This is a genomic window from Leptospira adleri, assembly GCF_002811985.1.
Lineage (GTDB): Bacteria > Spirochaetota > Leptospiria > Leptospirales > Leptospiraceae > Leptospira > Leptospira adleri.
The window spans coordinates 33,154-52,989 of record NZ_NPDU01000030.1 but is presented as its reverse complement, the minus strand read 5'-3'; the positions used below and the strand labels follow the sequence as shown (position 1 = coordinate 52,989).

The window sequence follows — 19,836 nt, the reverse complement described above, 5'->3', positions numbered from 1 at the left end:
CCAAAAGAGGAAAGTCGTTCACGGAATCTCCGAAGGCGAGATCCGCAAGCGCACCGACTGACTTTTGAAATCGAGCCACCTTTCCTTTTCCATAGGTGAAAGGTTCCAAAATTTCGGAAGAATGAATTCCGTCCTGAAGCGACAACTGCATTCCTAAAACCTTCTCTTCCTCGATTTCAAAAAGAGCGGAAACCGATTGGATGATCTCCTGAGGAGAAGCGGTGACGATCCAAATGTCCCAGCCGGAACTTTTCAGATGACTTACCAATTCTTTCATCGGTTCGTAGATCTTTACGGAAAGTGAATCGGAATCTACCGCGTGCCGATTCCAAACGGATCTGGAAATCCTTTTCAATTCCTCCGGAGAATGGCCCGAAAAAATCCAGGAACTCCAGCGATACGAGGCTTCCAAACCGGAGTTTCGTTGGATCGAATCGTATTCTTCCAAGACGAGAGAACGGAACAAAAGAGGATCTCCAAATCTTGCGGAAAGAATCCGTTCGCGATTCTTCTCCGAAAAAAAAGAAGAGATGTCTTTCCGATACGCGGGAACTCCCTCGGAGAGAAAGAGCTCCATCACGGCTTCTCCGAAATCGTTTCTTACAAGAGTATTATCAAAATCGAATGCGGCTTTCCCGGGAGAAAGCCGGGAAAGAGTTTGGTAGAGTTCCGGATTCCAAAAATCCCGGCGAATGGACACTTTAAGGTTCGATGGTCTCCCGCGCGATCGCGACACGACCCTCGGAAGATGATTGAAAGACCGGAAGGTAGTGTTCCGGATTTAATACAACGTTCTGATAACGAACTTCGAAGTGAAGATGAGGACCGGTCGTATGTCCGGTGTTTCCGGAAAGAGCGATGATCTGGCCTTTTTTGACCTTATCCCCTTCTTTCACGTAAAGAAGAGAATTGTGAGCGTAGAGAGTGTTGATCTGATTGATTCCGGGATGCGAAAGAAGAATTTTATTCCCGTATCCCCCGTCTTTTTTGGATTCCAAAACCACTCCATCCGCGGCTGCGATGACGATCGAACCCGTCGGGCAAGCGATATCGACTCCGGAATGCATCGCGTTCCATCTTCTTCCCAAACGGGAAGTTACGAAGGAATGTTTAAAACTGATCGGCCAGATAAATTCTCTCTGATCGGTTCTAAGAATCTCTCTTCCTTTGTCTTCGAGAAGAAGGCTTCTCGTAAAATTATCGTTATAAGGGAAGAATACGGGCTCGTTGACCGGAATTCTTTCGTTGTCCGGAATTCCGTTGACCCGTTTGATCTCGTGTTCCGTGGTTCCGAAATTGTGAACCAGATCTCCTACGGATTCTTTCACACGATTGGGGACGATCCAGATTCCTTCAGAGCCTCTGTAGGTCTGAAGATACTGATTGTCCAATTTGATTTCTTCTAAATTTGCATTGGCGAAGGATTTGATGCTGAACAGCAGCCCAATCACGAGCAATCCCCCCAGTATGTAGCCGGTTTTTCTTTTCATATTGTAGATTCCCAAATATGTCGCCAACAAAGGCCTCGGAGTCCGGGCCTATTTCCAAGGTCGGCAACGGAAAACAACTTCTGAAGTCAGTCTTCTCGTCTTGGGATTCCATTCAAGAATTTTTCAGCGCAATTCCCTGAGCAAGAATGAACGATAAAGAATAGTTTTATATGATTTTTAGTAAATAATGATAAATTTATTATGATTTTGGATTTTTTTGTCTATTTTTGAGCTTATCATCACGCTATTGAGAAGCAATTCTTATTAGAGAAAGAAGGAGTTCCTACTTTTTCATTCTTCTACTGGAATTTACGCCAATTCGAGGAAATACTTTCACCGGATCGGAAAAAAGAATCCACAAATCTTCCATTCTTCTTTTTGAATTTATGCGTTGCAAAAAGAACGAGACAAACGTTCTGTTTTTAAGAATCTAAAAAACGCTTTTTCAATTCCGGACTCGGAATTCTACACGCTTCGCTCCTTCCAAACCAACGATATCGATTTCTTGCGATCCAGTCGTAAAGGAGATCCCGGAAAAAAGAAGGAATCCAGCCGAAGATCGGCACAAAATTCCAAGGAAAGGAAAGATGTTTTGCTATTTTTAAAACCGCCGTAGACTTTTCGTAAAGAACCCCCTCCTCCAAAAAAAGCACCGAGGAAGGAGATTGGTCGGGAAGAATTTTTTTCCCGAGAATGTTTGCAGCGGCCTCCGATTGAAGACTGGCAAAACTAAGATTTCCCTTTGGATTGTGATCCAAGAAGAATAGAACCGTTCCGTTGCAGAGATTACAAACCCCGTCAAAAAATACGATCGGTGTTTTACGCTTTTGGGAAATCGAATCCATGTATGAGTTAGACTTTACTTTTCCTATTCTTCTTTTGGCTGAAAGAATTACGTCCTTCTTTTTTTGAAAAATGATTTCTTCGTTAAGTTTTTTCCAAAGGTCGAATAGCTTTTTCTACCGGATCGGAGATTCTTAAAAAAAAATCCGGAACGATCATTTTCTCCATTCGAATCTAGTATCTCTTTTTAAAATACGAACTCGGGAAACGAAGGAAAGACGTTCCTAATTTTTAGAAAAAATGAGTTCACCGTTTTCGATAATTAGAGTTCGATCCTTGACGCTTTGATTCCAAGTTTTTTTTTCGAAAGAAATGGAATCGAGTTCCATACTCAAACAAGACACGACCGTTTCCGCGTCGATGACGGCCTTGGTGACAGTCTGAAATTTTTGCGGATCGTTTTCCCTGGAAAGAATCCGAAAGCTCTTTACGTTTTCTCTGAGAGGAATCGGTACGATCCCGTTTTTCATCGCCTTGGTCGACTTCTTTACAAAACAAATCTTAGAGGAAGGAACCATACTTTCTATATAAACGATCTCGTGTGAAACACGGTCCCGATTGATCAGATGAACTCCGGTTCTAAACTCATTGGAAAACAACGAAGAAGAAAGGAAGATACAAATTAAGAATGAATTTTTAAACATACGTCCACAGGTAATACCTCGTTTTTTTTCGGATTTCGAAATTCGCCGCAAGCGTCGTCGTTCGGCCAATGATCGAAAACTCAAGAGCTCCTACAAAAAGTCGAAAATCAGTCTTTGTTTCCTTCATCGTTTGAAAGCCGACAAAACATTTTTCAACTTGGAAGTCCACGTTCCATTCTTCTTTAAAAAAATTGCAGGGCTGCCCAACGGACTTTCCACTTCGACTTCCCGCTTTCCCGCATATATCTTTCCGGACCAGAGATGTTCCCATTCTCCTTCGGGAAGATATCCTTGTACGGAAGTTTGTCCTTTTTGCAGAACCGGAAGAACCAAAAGATCTTCGCCTAACAAGAATTCGGTTTTGATCCCGTGAGTTCGGAGATCGTTTGAATAGTGTAAATACAAGGGTCGAACCACCGGAATTCCGGTGAGAGAGGCTTCTTTGACGAGGGCTTGCAGATATTCTTTCAATGCGAAGTGCATCTTTCCGTATCTCGCAAATTCTCGTATCGTTTCTTCGTCGCTGAAGGCTTGGTGATTTTTTTCAGGGCGATTTCCTTCGTGCGTTCGAAAGACGGGACTAAAGACGTTCAATTCCGCCCAACGCAGAAACAACTCTTTGGAACGGTGATAGTCCCTGATCGGATTGTTGATCGTAGTATAACCGCCGATGTCGCTGTGATTGAGCGAGATCCCGCTCAAACCTCCGGAAAGAAGTCCGGTGAGAGCCGAAGTCAAACCGTCGTGTTCTCCCCAACTCACCATCTGATCTCCCTCCCAAAAGAGAGTAGAATGTTTCATGGACTCGCTGTAGCCCGCTCTTGTGAAAAATACGATCTTTCCTTCTTTGCCCGCTTGACGGATCGCCTCTCGGTTGATTCGGGCCCACTCGACCGGATACACGTTATGATAGAGTTCGGCGTTCGCTCCTGAATGAAGAACCGCGTCGAGCGGCAACCATTCCCCGAAGTCCGCCATCCAACCGGAAAGGCCCGCTCCGATCAGATTGTTTTGAATGATTTTTTGAATCCATTTCACCGCTTCCGGATTGGTAAGATCGAGCAAATAAGCGGGGAAACCCGCGGTCGCGATTTCGTAGTCTTTTCCGTTCTTATCTTTTACGAGATAATTCTTTTTAACGGCTTCTTCGAAAAGAGGACCTTCGTTCGCCAAAAAAGGATTCAAATATCCTAATACAGAAATTCCTTGTGCGTTTAAGTCAGAGCAGAACTTCTTAAATTCCGGATATGATTTTTCGTCCGCGATCCATCTCCACCAAAGCTGGGAACCGAAACTCGTCTTTCTTCTTCCCACCCAATCCTGGATCCAAAGCGCGGTGATCGGATTCCCCGCCTTTTTCGAGTTTTCGATATGTTTTAATACGACATCCTTTCCGCCTTGAACTCCGAGCCAAGTTCCATACGCCCAATCCGGAAGGACCGGGGCCCTTCCCGTTTTTTGAGTGAACTTCCGAACGAGTTCGGACGGAGAAGAATCCTTCCAGATCGTTCCACGCAGACCGTTCTCTCGAAACTCGATCGTGATCTCCACCGGTTTGGAAAAATCGAACCGAGAATAAGAAGTGTTTTCAAAGTAAAGAGAGCGATTTTGGGAAGTCAGAAAGAATGGGATCGGAGTATAAGTGGAATATTCGTTTCCACCCGCGCCCGCAGTCATATTGGCTCCCGCGGTAATCGGTTGATCTCCCCTTCCCAAACCTTGTTCTTCCGTCAGTAAAAAAGGGGTTTTGCCTTTTAAGTTGAAATGAGAGAACTGTTCTCCCAACCCGAAGACGTTTTCATTTTCTTCGGAAAGAATTCGAAAGTAGGAACGATTCAAAGAAGAATCCGAGAATACGATTTTGAATTCCATTGCAGTTTCGTCTAACGGTATCAGGCTGATCTTATAGTCGCTCTTACAATTCTCCCCTTCGAGTGTTCCCGAAATATTCAATTCTTTTTCCGAGGAAAGAATTCCGTCTATACTCTGGGAATCACAACGGCTTTCGATCCGATCCTGAATGTGAAACGAAGCGAACTTTGATTTTACTTTTTGTTCTCCCTTTGCCGCGGATAAGAACGGGGATCGTAAGGAGAGTTCGAGAAAAATTCCCTGCGAAGAAAGGATTTCCAGACGATCTTCTTTTTGAAGCGCCTGAAATCCTTTCCCAAAGAAGAACTGTTTTTCTTTCGGTAGAGATAGTCTGTTATAATTTGCAAAAGGACGATTGCAAAAAGAAAAACAAACCAAAACGGTAAAAATCGAAAACGATCGTAGGAACATAAATTCTCCGGCAAAAAGTTACTACCGAAGTAACAGGCCTCTCTCAAAAATCCACTTCTAATTTATTTCCCACTTTCTTTTCGAAAGAACATTCGTTCAGAAAAATTCCATTCTTAAAACTTAAGGATGGAACCTTCAATGTGGGAACTCACACGATTTTGGAAGATAGAAAAAAACCTCAAATGTAGGAACTCACACAAAAAAAAGATTCTTTCTGTCTTTCATGAATTTGCGATGATTCTTGCTGGAAACACAAAGGCTTACTCCATCGCTCTTAAATAAAAAAAGGATTCGTTTCCGAATCCTTTTACGTTTCACAATCCTCCTTTCGAGAAGAGCTTTCCTTACTCTCGAAAAGATTCTTACAAAATTCTTATCTAAGATTATTTACGATCGGTTCCTCCCACTCTCGGAGCCGCGGCGCCGGAGCCGCTTTGTCCGTAAACGGAAACCGCTTGTTTGGGAAGACTGGATCTTCTCCATTCAAACCAAGAACCTTGGTAGGTGTGAACGTCGAGATAACCGACTTCGCGTAACATCAAAGCGAGAAGAGAAGATCTCGCGCCGTTGTAATCGTAAATCACTGTGGTGCGTTCGGGCATGAACGGAAAGGACCTGAGCTTTTTATTGAACTGCGTCTTCTCGATCAAGTTCCCTTGACCGTCGTAAAGAATTCTCCAATCCCATAAAAAAGCGCCGGGAAGACGACCGCACAAAGAACCCGGTTCGGGCGCAGTGAGTCTCGGAAGTTTTCCTTCGTATTCTTCTTGGGTTCTTGTATCGAAGATTTGAAGACGAGTGAGATTTTTTTCCAAGAAGGCTTTGTCCACCACACCTTCGAGTTTTTTAGGTTTGTCTCCGGGTCCGAGTTCCATTTCTTTGGAACCCTTTTCCAGAGCCACACCCTGAGAAGGCCAGCGGTTTCCGTACAGAAACGCGTTCTGATATCCAGCGGCTCTCAAAAGAAAAACCATTCTCGAGGCGAACATCCCCATCCCTTCGTCAAAGGCCACGACTCGAGCCGCTCCATCTTTTTGTATGAGTTTCAATATTTCTTCAATGGGACCGGTCATCTTCTTTTGAGATTCCGGATCCGACGCGAACGCTTTCTTAATAAACGGAAAGCTATACGCTCCTCTCAGAGTAGATTCTTGATAAGCCGAAGACGAACGGCAATCGATCAAAAAGTCTTTATCGTTGAGATCAGTTTTAATAAAATTCCAGCTGGACAAGCTAACCTACCCTATCTATCGAAATGAGTCTTATTCTTTGGATTTAACCATTATTTTTAGCCTGAGATTTCCGATGTACTTTTTTTTAAAAAAGATCAGAAATTTGGGACATAAGAGAAGAATAAAAATCATCCTCGTTCCCGTTCGTGTTCCAATTGAAATCGGGAAGAATCCAAGAATTCTCTTTCAAAAAAAGAATCGGAAATCGATTCGAACGGTCTCTTTGTCCGAGAGGATTTAATATCGGGGGGAGCAAAGACCGATATTCTTAACAATGATAAGAGAATTCAGGAAAGCCCGTACTCTAAGATCCGATTCTTCGAAACAGTTTCGAAGAAAACGAATCTTCTTTGTCTGGATTCTTACTCTTCTCGTTTTGAGCGTCGAAAACATTCCCGCCGATTCGGATCCCGCTCGAAGCGCGCAGGAAGAATTCAAAATCTTTCTTGGAGAATTTCATAAAAATCCTTCCGAAACCTTGGCTCGTTCCTTTCAAAAAAAACACGGCTCGGTTCCGGTCGCTCCTTGTGTCTTCGAAGAATCCGGACGTTTTGAAAAAGTAACCTATCTCACTTACTCTTGTAAGGAAGAAAAATTTCCCGGCTTTATCTATCTAGGCTCCCGGTGGAGTTCTTGGAAAAACAATCCGGAAAGAATCGCACTCGGAGAAGTGTTGAAGATCGGAAAGAAGACATATCTCGAAGTAAAACCCTCCTACGACCTCGGGACGGAAGAGCATTCTTCCTGGGATCCGAAAAGGAAACCGAATAAGGAAATCCATTCCGAAAGACCTCGTCCTCAAAAAGATCCCAAAGACAATTTCGGTCTTCAGTATTTCCTGAGCATCGCCAAACATCCAGCGAGAAGAACCTTAAATTCCGGAAAGGAAATCTTCTTCGATTCTTCCTGTCCTCTGATCTTTCTAAAAAAAGATTCCGATTTTTATTGGGACAAAGCCACGTATTTTTCGTTTCAGGCGAGTTGTATTCCCTCTTCTCCGTATTCTTTGATCCGAATCAAATCCGACTTTTTAGGTAAGATCCGTTTGGACGACAAAGACACGGATCAGATTCAGGAAGGCGCCAAATATCTCGGCAAATTGAAAATCCAGTCCATAGAACCGGACAAGATCGTCTGGCAAGACGCGGAAATCTACAATGAATAAAATCAACTTTCAGAATATTCTACTTTTATTAAGTATCGTTTTGGGTTCGTCCGTTTCGGCTCAAAACGGAAACTCGGCGGATCTAAAGGCGCTCTTAGACGGCGTCGTGATCATCCGGAGCGACACTTTTTCCGAAAAGGAAGAACAATCCGGCTATTCCGAAAAATCCATCACCCGCGACGCGGGAACGGGTATGATCATCTCGGGGAATCGGATTCTTACGAACGCCCACGTCGTTTCCAACACGAGTTATCTCAAGGTGAAACATTTTAATTCCAGCAGATTCTACAAGGCGAGCGTTCAGTATCTCGGCTTCGACTGCGACCTCGCGGTCTTAAAGGTCGAAGACGAGGAATTTTTCAACGGAATCGAACCCTTGGAGATCGCGGATTCCTCTCCGGCTCTCGGAAGCAATCTTCTCATACTCGGTTATCCGGGCGGAGACGATAATATCACATTAGAAAACGGGAATGTTTCCAGGTTCGAAAGGGTTCGTTATTCTTTCACCGGTTTGGATTATAGAAAAGCGATTCGAGTAAACGCGAACATCGTTCCCGGATATTCGGGCGGTCCCGCGATCCAAAACGGAAAAGTTTCGGGCGTTACGTTTCAGGTCAGTCAGTCGCAGGGAAACGTGGCGTATTTGATTCCCCCCGAGGTAATCAATCATTTTCTAAAGGACGTCGAGGACGAAACCTATCACGGCTTTCCCTTCCCGGGTTTCAGTTTTCAAAACGGTTATTCCTCCTCTTTGAAAAATTATCTCAAAATTCCGGAAGGTCTGAACGGAATTCTGATCAATACCGTTTATCCGGATTCTTCCTTTTCGGATCTTTTGAAACCGGAGGACTTCGTTTATAAAATCGACGAGGCATATCTCAACGACGAAGGCGGCATCTTGGATCCGAGCGGAGTTTTTATCGGAGAGATGATCGAGAACAAGTTCATCGGAGATCCGGTGAAAATTTTCTTTTATCGAAACGGAAAGAATTACAAAGTCGAAGGAACGCTCAAACGGGTTCCTTCTCTCGATCTTTACAGACAACAGGGAAGCGGAACAAGTTTTCTTTCGGGAGGATTTTTATTCCAACCGGTGAACCGCGCTTTGGCGGGAGGCGATTCCAAACGTCTGGAAAGTTCTCTCCGTTATCACTACAGTTATTATATTCAGGACGAACTCTATCGATTTACGGATCGCGATATCATTCTTTCCGGGATTTATCCGGATCCTCTGAACTCGAAGTATTCCGGTTATCGTTATAAAATTTTAGAATCCATCAACGACAGAACCCCTTCCAGTCTGGAGGATTTCAAATCACTCTGGAAAAAATTCTACGGAGGAACGATCAGTTTGAAATTTCGAGGAGTGAATCTTCCGATCATTCTCGATCAGGAAACGATCGATAAGATCAATGTCCGTATAAAAAAACGCTTCGACGCGGAGGCGGACGAATGATTCTGTTTCAGCTTTTAAATCGGTTTTTGTTAAGAAGAATTTTTTATCTTCTCTTCCTAACTTTGTTTTTCGGAAATTCCCTGAGCTCCGAAACGATTCTCGTTCACTTTCGCAAGTTTTCGCACCAGAATCCTTGGCAAAAAGGGACTCACTACGAGAAAAGGATATCCGCAATCATAGCGAATTCCGATTTTATCCTCGCGCTACTTCCCCCCGGAGAACTTCCTCTTTTTTCCGAAATGAATCCGGAGACAAAACCCGGAACCCGATTGTATATTTTCAAACACGATCCGGAAACGGGACTCGCGCTATTTTCCCACAGAGGAAAGTTTTCGGAAAAAAAACGCGCACATTTCTTAGGAGCGAATCAGTCCGGTTGTACCCACTTTTTTCCGAAATTAGAGTGGGCTCATCCCGACTTTTCAAACTCAATCCTCAGGATCAGCAGGCATCAAAGGGAAGAATCGAGTGAAAGGAAATTCTTATATTCAAAAAATGGAATCTGCGGTTATTCGGACGGTAGATGGAACGTCCCGGCGGAATATCTGAGTTCCTTTCTTCACGGAGCTTCGAGCAATCCGATCTCGCACCCTGGATTTTATTTCGACGACGCTCTTACGGTTCCCGAGAAGAATTTTTATTTTCCGGATTCTTCTTTCGGAATCGTCGTTTCCGAAGTGCTTCCCGGAATCGGTCCGGTCCACAATTTATTTCCGGGAGATGCGATCTACAGCATCAACGGTCGGGGATTTTCCTCTCCTCCGAGCCGGCAGGAAATATATTCAAGAATTCTTTCTCACAATCACCACCATTCCACCCCCGGAACCGCGGTTACGCTCGGAGTTTTTCGTGCGGGCAAAAAAAGGGAAATCTCTTACAATCTAAAACCGTATTCGGAAGAATTCTTTTTCATTCCTTCGAAGTCAGGAACCAAACCTCCTCCGTATCTCATCGGCGGCGGCCTCTTTTTCACCGAACTTACCGGAGCCTATCTGAAAGAATCCGGCGACAAATACAGAGAGAACTCGGATAAAAAACTTCTCTATCTCTACGAATCCTATAACAAGAAGTCGCACCCCGAAAAGAACCGCCTCGTCTTTGTCAGCAGAGTTTTTCCGGACAGTGAAAACCAAGGATTTCACGATTTTCAGGATCAAATCTTAGAATCCGTAAACGATAAACGTGTTCGTTCTCTTTCCGACTTAAAGGAAATCTTAAATGAAAGCCAAGACGAATACGTAGTCTTTCGTTTTTCAGGAAATCGGATTGCGACGTTTCAAAAAGAACAATTCCGATCCCTGAACCAGAAGATTCTTTCAAATTATAATCTGGACAAACTCGACAATTTAGACTGATAATCTCTTGACGGATCTATTCGGAAAATGTAATTTTTGATTCCGGAATGATCCAATGAGAATTTTATTCTTAGACGATGAAGAAGTAATCAGAGATTTATTCCGAGAAATATTCGGTTCCTTGCATGATCTGACTCTCACCGGAACCGCCGAAGAAGCCTTAGAAATCTGTAAAAACGAAAGTTTTGATCTGATCGTGACGGACGTTCGTCTTCCCAAGATGAGCGGAATCGACTTCGTTTCCAGACTCAGAGATATGGGAGTCAATACTCCGTTTATCGTAATCACCGGAAACCAGGACATAGACGTTTCCATTCGCGCGCTTCGTTTGGGCGCCGTGGACTTTTTTATCAAACCCTTTCGGATGGACGCGATCCGGCATTCCCTTCAAAAGTTCGAAAATCTGTTTATTTCAAGCCAAGAGTTGATCAGTAAGAATCATTTTCAACTCACCGAATCCAAACAACAATTCGCAATCAAACCCAGCCTCAAGAATCTGAATCAATACGTAAATCTTGTGATGCGCTCGATTTCCCTGATTCCGGGAATTCATACGGACGACATTCTCGCGATCAAACTCGCGCTCTACGAACTCCTGGGAAACTCGATCGAACACGGTTCCGCGGGCATCAATTACGAAAAAAAATCCAAACTTCTTTCCTCGGACGTGAACTACTTCGATCACGTCGATAAGATCTGCGACGCTCTGAACGAAGTAGTTCAGCTGGAAGTCAGTTTTGAAAACCAGAAGATTTACGTTTTGCTAAAGGACCACGGAGCCGGATTCGATCCCGCAAAAGTTCCCGATCCTGTGACGGATCCGAACGCGAGTCACCTTTCCGGAAGGGGAATCTTTTTGGTGAGAATGAACGTAGACGAACTTATTTATAACAAAATCGGAAACGAAGTTCGTTTTAGCAAGACGCTCAAAAAGGCGGTTGAAACCCAATCAAAAGTTAACACCGGCTGAAAGATAGATCCTGGAATATTCCTTCTTGTCCGCCTTTTTCGTCCATTCGTCGAACAGGATCTTCTCCTGTTTTTGAGGATCCACGATAGCATAGGAAAAACTCATTAGAATATAAGAATATTCTGATTGAAACCCCGCCGTTCCGATTCCCTCCCAACCCTTTCCCATCCCAGAAGAAGAAGTAAGGATCGTAGCCTGCGCCGTCCATCGTTTCTCCCAGTTTTTACGAACGCCCGCCTGGAAAAGTTGAACCCCTTTGTTCTCATAGTTCGGTCTCGAAGAGGTTCCGTCCTCTTTAAAAACGGTTCCCTCTTGCAGAAGCAGACTTTCCATCAACAGGAAGGAAGTTTTTCCTCCGTATCCTCTCGGATCGGTTCTGATCCCCGAATAACCGTTCGAGTCCGCGTCCGTTCTCAGATTCGGGTCCTTCGAAGTATAAAGACCTCCGATAAAATAAGCAGCCTCCGGTCTTTCCCAGTTCAGCTTGGAGCCGAACAACGTTCCGTAAGTGGCCCTCGAAGTCCGGTAACTCTGAAAAGCGTTGAGCCCGTATTCCCGAGAACCGCTGACCGCGATTCCGTCCAAGTCCAAACTCCATCCCCATACTTTAGAGGAAGAAAATTCAAAGCCGTAGTATTGATAACGGCCGTAAGGACGCAGCGGACTTTCCTTCAAAAAGAGATCTCCTTTGACGGGATCCTGTCTCGATTCTTGATAAATATAGTAGAATATTCTAAAATTCTCAATTAACTTTTTTTCATCCAGGGAGAAACTTCCTCCGGAAATTCTGCGGGGAGATTCGTTCGCATTTCTTTCGGAATACAATATCGAATTTTGCATCTGCGCCCCGATCGCGGAAAAGGAAAGTCTGATCGTTTTTATTCGGGCGTAAAATTCTCCGTAGTTCAAAAATCCCACGAACAAAAATCCGTTTCGATCCAGCCTCTGATATCCCCTTCCCGCTTCCAATCCAACTTTCCAAGTCGGAGTTTCCCATCCGCTAAGATATAAAAATTCTCCGTCGGCTCCCCTCGCCGCGGTTTTTGTTCCGATAATACTTTCCTCGTATTGTAAAAACGGAGAGACGAGGATCTGCTGATAGAATCTGCTTTTTTTCAGAGCCCATCCGAACTCGGGACTCGCAATCCCTCTCGAAAAACTTCTCTGTGCCTGTTCTTCCCGTTTGCCTCCGTCTTGAGTCAATCCTCTGTAAAGCAAGGCCGCACGCAGATAAAAAGAAGAATCGGGTCTAATCGAATTCCGATTTTCTTCCCCGATCTCACCCGAATTCGAATCGGCGCCGGCAGCATTGTTTCCCTCATTTATAGTTTTTCCTTTGGTCGCGGCGGTCGTCCCCGTTTCGGACAAATTTTCGTATTCCTTTTTTTGAATATCCCAATCCTTTTCGGGAAACGAAAACCTTCCCTTTCCTTTGAGATCCCGCTTTCCTCCTTCTAAAAGAAGAAGATCGTCCAGTCGATATTCCGGAAAGGATTCGGAGCGCAAAGAATGCACCGAAGATAATATCCAGAACAACAATACGGACTTCTGCAAATTCGACATTCCTTTTCGATCCTGCGGTAGGGATCGACGCGGAGTCAATAAATTGATTGTTAAATTCATTTTTACTAATTTAGAATTTTTGAATTTATTGACTATAGCGGAGAGCCCGGTCCGCGAAGCGGAACCGCCACAGCGCCTCCCTTCCCGACAACTTAGGATTTCATCTTCGGAAAAACGCAAGGAAGTATCCGGTCAATATGAGCCAGGATACGATCTGACCCAAGAAATAAGAAGAGGCGGCACCCGTCGGTCCGTAATCGGGAATCAGCAGATTGGCGAGCACGAGTCCGCAGACCAATCGTAATAAGGCGAGAAACGCGAGCATCCTTGGCTGCCCAAGCGCGAATAACGCGATCCCCAAGGGGGAAAAGACGAGCTGCAGCATGTAGTTCGGATAGAGGATCTGAAAAACACCGATCGAGTCCGCGTATTTCCCGCGGAAAAGCAGATTCAAAATCCATTCCGCGAGAAAAAATCCGGGCGACAACAACACGGCCATTCCCACCGCGAGCAACATCGACTTCCAGAGAAATTTCGGAAATTCGTCCGAGTCCACAAGCCTTGATAGTTTCGGATAGATCAGCGAATTGATCACCGAAAATAAAATCACGAAACCGCTGAACAACTGTAAGGCGGTCCCGTAGACTGCGGCCGATTCCTGCGAATGATACCACTTCAAAAAAAAGATTTCCATCCGGTCCGAAATCATCGCAAAAATCGACGCGAGAAAAGCGTATCCGTTAAACGAAGTCAGGGTCGAAGTCATCTCCCTCACCTGTTCCTTCGCGCCGCTCCAATAGAGTTGATTTCTCGGAAACACAAAAAAGAACAGAACCAACACAAACAAAGGAGAAGCCGTAAAAATCGCGAGTATGTCCAGATGTCCGAGCGCTCTTTGGGAAAGATGATCCGCGAGATACAAAACGAGAAGCCGCACCAAATTCGGAAGCGGATTCCAAAACGACAAAGAAATATAATTTCCGAAACAGATGAAGATGCTTTCAAAAAAAGAATTGAACGAAAGTACGAAACTTCCCAAAACCAATAGCGCGACTACGATAGAACTTTCCCGGAGCAGCACTGCGCCGATCAAGCTGATCAGCGCCAGAGCTCCGAGCGCTCCCAACTTGATCCACATCGAAGAGGATAATAAAACTCCGATCTTTTGTTTGTCTCCGGTTACGGGTGCAAGAAATTTTACGAGCGCGGCCGGAAGTCCGAATTCCGCGATCGCGAGAAGCACGGGTAAGAATCCGGCGTAGTATTGAAAAAGTCCGTTCTCGCTTTTTGTGAGTATGTTTACGGAATAGACCATAAACACAAGATTGAGCAGCGAAGATACCGCTTTGGAAATGCTTACGAACAGGGAAGACTTGAACATTCCGGATCTCCGGAATTGAACCACGAGGTTCGAAACTTTTTTCACCTTCCCTGAAAGTTTTAACATTCTATTTTTTGAAATCTGTTTTCTCTCTCCAAAGTGATAATAGATATACGGAGAAAAAACCGATGTAACTGCTAACGATCCCGTACCTAAGGTATCTTGCAACCGGATTTTCGGGGAGGAGTTTTTGAACTAGATAACCCGGAAGAAAATAGAAAAACATAACTCCCGCGATCAAGATCGCGGTTCTTTTCGCGCTTTCATCCCAAGTCTTCATCGGCTTCCAATCCAAGGAATGATATTTCGACATCAGAATTCCGATCAAAAATCCGGCGAGCGCTCCACTCGCGGAAATCACCTGTTCATAAGACTTCGCTTTTTCGATTCCAACTCGATCCGAATGTAAGAGGACCGAGGGAAGCGTGATCACGACGATCACCAAAGAAAGAGTTTTCGTATTGGAAAGATTTTGTCCCGGAAACGGATGCGCAGTTTCCAATTCCGGTACGTATCGAAACAAAAATTGAACGGACAATAACCCGAGAAGTCCTAAGACAAAACCTCCGAGAACGTCGCCCGGAAAATGAACTCCCGCGTACATCCTCGAAAGAGGCATCAGAAGAATTACGATTCCCGCGATAAACCGAAGCGGCCTTGATTTTGTGTTTAAAAAAATGAGTCCCCAGATCACGACCGAACTCTGCACGTGCCCCGAAGGAAATCCGTATGCAAATTCCGTCAGACTACCCGGACCCATCCAGGCGAGCAAGGGTCTTGGACTTTCAAAAAAAGCTTTCGCCAATCCGTTCACGATCCCCGAGGAAAGAAGTCCGATCCCGAGTCTAATCCCGAGTTTACGATCCCAAAAAATATAAACGCTCGAAAGAAGAATCATAAAGAAAAGATTTCCTCCGAGATGATGAAACAAAAGGCTCATCCAACCCAAGGCAGGATCCAAGGCGGTTCCACGCAACGTTTCTAAAAATCCATTCCCAAACCAAAAACTGTCTTGAAACCAACTCATATTTTTCCCTTTCTCCTAACGTACTTCCTATAAAGAACAAGCCGGTATAAAAAATCCAACTTGATGGAATCGATTCCATTCGGTACAATGAATTCTAAATCTAATAATTATTGAACACTCGTTCGAAAAGCAGTCTTTTGCATGGAAACCCAAACAGAATCCGACCTTCTTGAAAGTCTTTTCCTCATTCCCAGAGAACCGGTAAAACAATTTCTCAGAACCCTTCTCAACCTCGTCTATTCCGTGGAAGTGACGGGTTTGGAAAACATTCCGGAAACCGGAGGAGCCGTTCTCATTTCCAATCACACGGACAACCTGGATGTGATCGTACAAGGAACCTCAGTTTTAAGAAAAGTGATTTATCTCGGAAAATACGAATTGTTTCATCCTCAGGAAACGGTCCTCGAACTTCTCAACGATCCGAATTCTCCCCTCAATACTTTCCCTTTGAGTCTGATGAAACAAACCCTCGTCGTTGCGCTCAACGCGCTCGGCGATCTTCAGGGAAAACAACTCATGCACTGGGGAGGTCATCCCATTCTAAGAGCGCATAACGTGAAAGACGCGAAGTCCGCGGCTCTATACTACGAAGACCTGGAAAACCTGATGGTGGAACTGATCCAAAAAGGCGAACTCATCTCGGTTTATCCTCAGGGAACCAGAGTCGAAAACGTGGAACCGGGATCCTTCAAAGCCTTATCCGCAAAACTCGCGATCCGCGCCGGAGTTCCGATCATTCCGAGCGGCATCAACGGCGCCTGGAGAATGATGAAACCGGAAGCATTTCTGACGGGAAAGGCCTTCGGTTCGAAAATCACTTACAATATCGGAAAGCCGATCTATCCTGATGAGTTTCCGAAAGAACCTCTCAAAAAAGCCGCAAAAATGGTAACCGAAGAACTGGAGAATCGAGTGAGAAAACTGATCGATTCGCCGGAAAAGTAAATTCAGTTTTTTTAATATATAATAGAAGAATGAACATGGAAACACAAATCTACACTCCCAAACACAAGGTTCGTTTTATCACCGCGGCCTCTCTCTTCGATGGACACGACGCGTCGATCAACATCATGAGAAGAATTTTGCAGGCCTCCGGAGTGGAAGTCATTCACCTCGGCCACAACCGCTCCGTAAAGGAAATCGTGGAGTGCGCGATCCAAGAGGACGCGCAGGGAATCGCGATCACGAGTTATCAAGGCGGTCACGTAGAATATTTCAAATATATGATAGACCTTTTGAAGGAAAAAGGCGCGGGTCATATCAAAGTTTTCGGCGGAGGCGGTGGAACCATTCTTCCTTCCGAAATCAAGGAACTCGAAGCCTACGGGGTCGCGAGAATTTATTCTCCTGACGACGGGAGAGAACTTGGACTCCAAGGAATGATCAACGATCTCATCTCAAAGTCGGACTTCATTCCTCCCCTCACCTTCAACGGAACCCTTCACGCTTCTCTCAAAGATAAAAACCCTCTTGCGATCGCTCAAACGATCACACTCGTGGAAAACACGTTCGAAAGAGAAGAATTGGAAAAGTCGGCTCTCACCGAAAAACTGAAGTTTCCTCCTTCCTCAAAAAAAGTTCCGATCCTCGGAATCACCGGAACCGGAGGAGCGGGCAAGTCCTCCCTCACCGACGAACTCGTTAGAAGATTTCTGATCGATTTTCCTGATAAGACGATCGCCATCCTTTCCGTGGATCCTTCCAAAAGAAAAACCGGAGGCGCTCTTCTCGGCGACAGAATCCGGATGAACTCGATTTCTCACGAACGGGTTTATATGAGATCCTTCGCCACGAGAGAAGCAAACATTGCGCTTAACAAAAACGTTAAGCGAAGTATTGAAGTTTTAAAAAGCGCAGGTTTCGATCTGATCGTAGTGGAAACCGCGGGAATCGGCCAGAGCGATTCGGAGATTACCGAGGTCGCGGACGTTTCTCTTTATGTGATGACTCCGGAATACGGTGCCGCGACGCAGCTCGAAAAGATCGACATGATCGACTATGCGGATCTGATCGCGATCAACAAGTTCGACAAACGGGGCGCGCTCGACGCAATCCGCGACGTAAAAAAACAATACCAGAGATCCAGACAACTCTTCCAATCGGACGCGGATTCAATGCCGGTGTTCGGGACCATAGCTTCCCAGTTCAACGATCCTGGAACGAACAGCCTTTACAGCAACGTGATCCACGCCGTTTCCGAAAAATTGGAACTCGGATGGACGAGCACTTACGGAAAAGAAGCGGGAATGAGCGAAAAGATCTTCATCATTCCTCCGGATCGCGTCCGCTATCTCGCTGAAATTCGGGAAGAATGCAACCGCTACGACCAGACGACCGAAAAAGAATCCGCTAAGGCGAGAAAACTTTTTCAACTCGCGGGGGCGCAGGAAATCCTAAAATCCTCCGGCCAAGACACAAATATCATAGAATTAGAATATTCTAAAATTGAAAGCTCCTTGAGCCCTGAGGCAAAGCAGATTCTCGCGACCTGGGAATCCAAACTGAAAAACTATCAGGGAGAAAGTTTCACTTATAAGGTCCGAGACAAGGAAATCAAGGTTGAAAACACGACCGAATCCTTGAGTCATATAAAAATTCCCAAAGTTGCGACTCCTAAATTCAAGGATTGGGGAGAGATCGTTCGCTGGTCTTTCCAAGAAAACTTTCCCGGAGAATTTCCTTATACCGCTGGAGTTTTTCCTTTCAAAAGAACGGGAGAGGATCCCACAAGAATGTTCGCGGGCGAAGGCGGACCCGAAAGGACGAACGCGCGTTTTCACTACGTAAGTTTGGGAATGCCCGCACAACGTCTTTCCACCGCATTCGATTCCGTCACTCTTTACGGAGAAGATCCCGGAGAAAGACCGGACATCTACGGAAAGATCGGGAACTCGGGAGTGAGCATAGCGACTCTGGACGACGCAAAAAAACTCTATTCCGGATTCGATCTCTGCAACCCTACAACTTCGGTGTCTATGACGATCAACGGTCCGGCTCCGATGGTTCTCGCTTTTTTTATGAACGCCGCCATAGATCAGGCTTGTGAGAAATACGTCAAAGCGCAAGGAATCGAAACGGAGATTCGTAAAAAGATAGAAGCAGTTTACAAAGAAAAAAATCTTCCGGTCCCGAAATACAACGCCGCCGTTCCGGAAGGAAACGACGGACTCGGTTTGATGCTTCTCGGAGTCACCGGAGATCAGGTTTTGGAAAGGGAAGTCTATGAGAAGATCAAAACTGAAACTCTGAAAGTCGTTCGAGGAACGGTCCAAGCGGATATTCTCAAAGAGGATCAGGCTCAGAACACTTGTATCTTCTCCACCGAGTTCGCGCTGAAGATGATGGGAGACATTCAGGAATTCTTCATCACAAAACAAGTGAGGAACTTTTATTCGGTTTCCATTTCCGGTTATCATATCGCGGAAGCGGGAGCCAATCCGATCACACAAGTCGCCTTCACCCTCGCGAACGGTCTCACCTACGTGGAATATTTTTTAAGCAGAGGAATGAAGATCGACGACTTCGCGCCGAACCTTTCCTTTTTCTTTTCCAACGGAATCGATCCGGAATACGCGGTGATCGGCAGGGTTGCGAGAAGAATCTGGGCCAAGGCTATGAAATACAAATACGGAGCCAACGAACGTTCATCGATGCTCAAGTATCATATACAAACTTCGGGAAGATCCTTACACGCGCAGGAAATCGCATTCAACGATATTCGAACCACCTTGCAGGCGTTATACGCAATCTTTGACAATTGTAATTCCCTGCATACGAACGCCTACGACGAAGCGATCACGACTCCGACGGAAGAATCCGTGCGAAGAGCGATGGCGATACAGCTCATCATCAACCGGGAATTAGGACTCGCCAAAAACGAAAATCCGGGACAAGGCGCTTTTATCATCGAAGAACTCACCGATTTGGTAGAACAGGCGATCCTCGAAGAGTTCCATAGAATCTCCGAAAGGGGCGGAGTTTTAGGAGCGATGGAGATGATGTATCAGAGAAACAAAATCCAGGAAGAATCCCTATATTACGAATCCTTAAAGCACAACGGAGAATTTCCGGTCATCGGGGTAAACACATTCTTAAGCAAGGACGGATCCCCTACGATTATTCCGGAAGAAGTGATCCGTTCCACCGATTCCGAAAAACAGGATCAGATCAAAGCCCTCAGAGAATTTCAAAGAAGAAACGAAGCCGTCAGCGCATCCCGGCTGGAACAATTGAAAAAAGCGAGCCTCACGAACGGAAACATCTTTCAAGAGCTGATGGAAACCTCGAAAGTCGCGTCGCTCGGTCAGATGACTCATTCCCTATACGAGGTCGGCGGCCAATATCGCAGAAGTATGTAGGTGAATCACATTCTAAATTCAGTTTTATTTACAGCGCGTCCCAAAATCCCATTTTATTTTGTCGGAAAG

General features: G+C 45.2%; 15 protein-coding genes. 6 read left to right on the top strand and 9 right to left on the bottom strand.

What is annotated here, in order from left to right; genetic code table 11:
- From CH376_RS12850 to CH376_RS12825, 6 genes are all read right to left on the bottom strand, one after another.
- A partial coding sequence (locus CH376_RS12850; protein WP_100788120.1) for an HAD family hydrolase occupies positions 1 to 700 on the bottom strand: 700 nt, incomplete at its 3' end.
- Position 701: 1 nt separating this feature from the next.
- Positions 702 to 1,490 carry a M23 family metallopeptidase gene (locus CH376_RS12845; protein WP_100784490.1) on the bottom strand — a complete coding sequence of 263 codons (789 nt, stop codon included), beginning with the start codon at positions 1,488 to 1,490 and terminating at the stop codon, positions 702 to 704.
- Positions 1,491 to 1,912: 422 nt separating this feature from the next.
- The gene (locus CH376_RS12840; RefSeq protein WP_100784197.1) at positions 1,913 to 2,335 is read right to left on the bottom strand and encodes a thiol-disulfide oxidoreductase DCC family protein; all 423 of its coding nucleotides are present in this window, start codon (positions 2,333 to 2,335) and stop codon (positions 1,913 to 1,915) included.
- 222 nt (positions 2,336 to 2,557) lie between these two features.
- Entirely contained in the window at positions 2,558 to 2,977 is a 420-nt protein-coding gene (locus CH376_RS12835; RefSeq protein ID WP_100784196.1) for a hypothetical protein, read from the bottom strand.
- 123 nt (positions 2,978 to 3,100) lie between these two features.
- On the bottom strand, positions 3,101 to 5,260 hold the full coding sequence (locus tag CH376_RS12830; protein WP_100784195.1) for an alpha-glucosidase: 2,160 nt from the start codon (positions 5,258 to 5,260) through the stop codon (positions 3,101 to 3,103).
- Between the two features lie 383 nt (positions 5,261 to 5,643).
- A complete protein-coding gene (locus CH376_RS12825) occupies positions 5,644 to 6,492 on the bottom strand; it encodes a sulfurtransferase (RefSeq protein ID WP_100784194.1) in 849 nt (282 codons plus the stop codon).
- Positions 6,493 to 6,766: 274 nt separating this feature from the next.
- On the opposite strand from CH376_RS12825, the gene CH376_RS12820 reads away from it, so the two are divergent.
- Genes CH376_RS12820 through CH376_RS12805 form a run of 4 tightly spaced genes read left to right on the top strand, consistent with a single transcriptional unit; the run spans position 6,767 to position 11,438 of the window.
- Positions 6,767 to 7,657, top strand: coding sequence for an LIC11113 family protein (locus CH376_RS12820; RefSeq protein ID WP_100784193.1), 891 nt, complete (start codon positions 6,767 to 6,769; stop codon positions 7,655 to 7,657).
- A complete protein-coding gene (locus CH376_RS12815; protein WP_100784192.1) occupies positions 7,650 to 9,113 on the top strand; it encodes a S1C family serine protease in 1,464 nt (487 codons plus the stop codon). The genes CH376_RS12820 and CH376_RS12815 overlap by 8 nt, the downstream gene beginning before the upstream one ends.
- Entirely contained in the window at positions 9,110 to 10,468 is a 1,359-nt protein-coding gene (locus CH376_RS12810; RefSeq protein ID WP_100784191.1) for a S1C family serine protease, read from the top strand. Before CH376_RS12815 ends, CH376_RS12810 begins: the two co-directional genes overlap by 4 nt.
- A gap of 55 nt (positions 10,469 to 10,523) precedes the next feature.
- Positions 10,524 to 11,438, top strand: a complete 915-nt coding sequence (locus CH376_RS12805) for an ATP-binding response regulator (RefSeq protein WP_100784190.1) — start codon at positions 10,524 to 10,526, stop codon at positions 11,436 to 11,438.
- On the opposite strand, the gene CH376_RS12800 is transcribed toward CH376_RS12805, so the two are convergent.
- From CH376_RS12800 to CH376_RS12790, 3 genes are all read right to left on the bottom strand, one after another.
- Complete coding sequence (locus tag CH376_RS12800; RefSeq protein ID WP_243394670.1) at positions 11,418 to 13,001, bottom strand: hypothetical protein; 1,584 nt, start codon at positions 12,999 to 13,001, stop codon at positions 11,418 to 11,420. The genes CH376_RS12805 and CH376_RS12800 overlap by 21 nt on opposite strands.
- 160 nt (positions 13,002 to 13,161) lie before the next feature.
- Positions 13,162 to 14,448, bottom strand: a complete 1,287-nt coding sequence (locus CH376_RS12795) for an oligosaccharide flippase family protein (protein ID WP_100784189.1) — start codon at positions 14,446 to 14,448, stop codon at positions 13,162 to 13,164.
- Position 14,449: 1 nt separating this feature from the next.
- On the bottom strand, positions 14,450 to 15,409 hold the full coding sequence (locus tag CH376_RS12790) for a phosphatase PAP2 family protein (RefSeq protein WP_100784188.1): 960 nt from the start codon (positions 15,407 to 15,409) through the stop codon (positions 14,450 to 14,452).
- A gap of 141 nt (positions 15,410 to 15,550) precedes the next feature.
- Here CH376_RS12790 and CH376_RS12785 point away from each other — a divergent pair, with 141 nt between their 5' ends.
- Together CH376_RS12785 and CH376_RS12780 are read left to right on the top strand one after the other, a co-directional pair.
- Positions 15,551 to 16,354 carry a lysophospholipid acyltransferase family protein gene (locus CH376_RS12785; protein ID WP_100784187.1) on the top strand — a complete coding sequence of 268 codons (804 nt, stop codon included), beginning with the start codon at positions 15,551 to 15,553 and terminating at the stop codon, positions 16,352 to 16,354.
- 35 nt (positions 16,355 to 16,389) lie between these two features.
- The gene (locus CH376_RS12780) at positions 16,390 to 19,767 is read left to right on the top strand and encodes a methylmalonyl-CoA mutase family protein (protein ID WP_100784488.1); all 3,378 of its coding nucleotides are present in this window, start codon (positions 16,390 to 16,392) and stop codon (positions 19,765 to 19,767) included.
- The last annotated feature ends 69 nt before the right edge of the window (positions 19,768 to 19,836 follow it).

What these genes read in the sequence shown, in the direction of transcription:
- CH376_RS12830 (WP_100784195.1), bottom strand. Translation starts at nt 5,260, where the DNA reads ATGTTCCTACGATCGTTTTCGATTTTTACCGTTTTGGTTTGTTTTTCT.
- CH376_RS12820 (WP_100784193.1), top strand. Translation starts at nt 6,767, where the DNA reads ATGATAAGAGAATTCAGGAAAGCCCGTACTCTAAGATCCGATTCTTCG.
- CH376_RS12835 (WP_100784196.1), bottom strand. Translation starts at nt 2,977, where the DNA reads ATGTTTAAAAATTCATTCTTAATTTGTATCTTCCTTTCTTCTTCGTTG.
- CH376_RS12780 (WP_100784488.1), top strand. Translation starts at nt 16,390, where the DNA reads ATGGAAACACAAATCTACACTCCCAAACACAAGGTTCGTTTTATCACC.
- CH376_RS12805 (WP_100784190.1), top strand. Translation starts at nt 10,524, where the DNA reads ATGAGAATTTTATTCTTAGACGATGAAGAAGTAATCAGAGATTTATTC.
- CH376_RS12840 (WP_100784197.1), bottom strand. Translation starts at nt 2,335, where the DNA reads ATGGATTCGATTTCCCAAAAGCGTAAAACACCGATCGTATTTTTTGAC.
- CH376_RS12785 (WP_100784187.1), top strand. Translation starts at nt 15,551, where the DNA reads ATGGAAACCCAAACAGAATCCGACCTTCTTGAAAGTCTTTTCCTCATT.
- CH376_RS12845 (WP_100784490.1), bottom strand. Translation starts at nt 1,490, where the DNA reads ATGAAAAGAAAAACCGGCTACATACTGGGGGGATTGCTCGTGATTGGG.
- CH376_RS12810 (WP_100784191.1), top strand. Translation starts at nt 9,110, where the DNA reads ATGATTCTGTTTCAGCTTTTAAATCGGTTTTTGTTAAGAAGAATTTTT.
- CH376_RS12815 (WP_100784192.1), top strand. Translation starts at nt 7,650, where the DNA reads ATGAATAAAATCAACTTTCAGAATATTCTACTTTTATTAAGTATCGTT.
- CH376_RS12790 (WP_100784188.1), bottom strand. Translation starts at nt 15,409, where the DNA reads ATGAGTTGGTTTCAAGACAGTTTTTGGTTTGGGAATGGATTTTTAGAA.
- CH376_RS12800 (WP_243394670.1), bottom strand. Translation starts at nt 13,001, where the DNA reads ATGTCGAATTTGCAGAAGTCCGTATTGTTGTTCTGGATATTATCTTCG.
- CH376_RS12795 (WP_100784189.1), bottom strand. Translation starts at nt 14,448, where the DNA reads ATGTTAAAACTTTCAGGGAAGGTGAAAAAAGTTTCGAACCTCGTGGTT.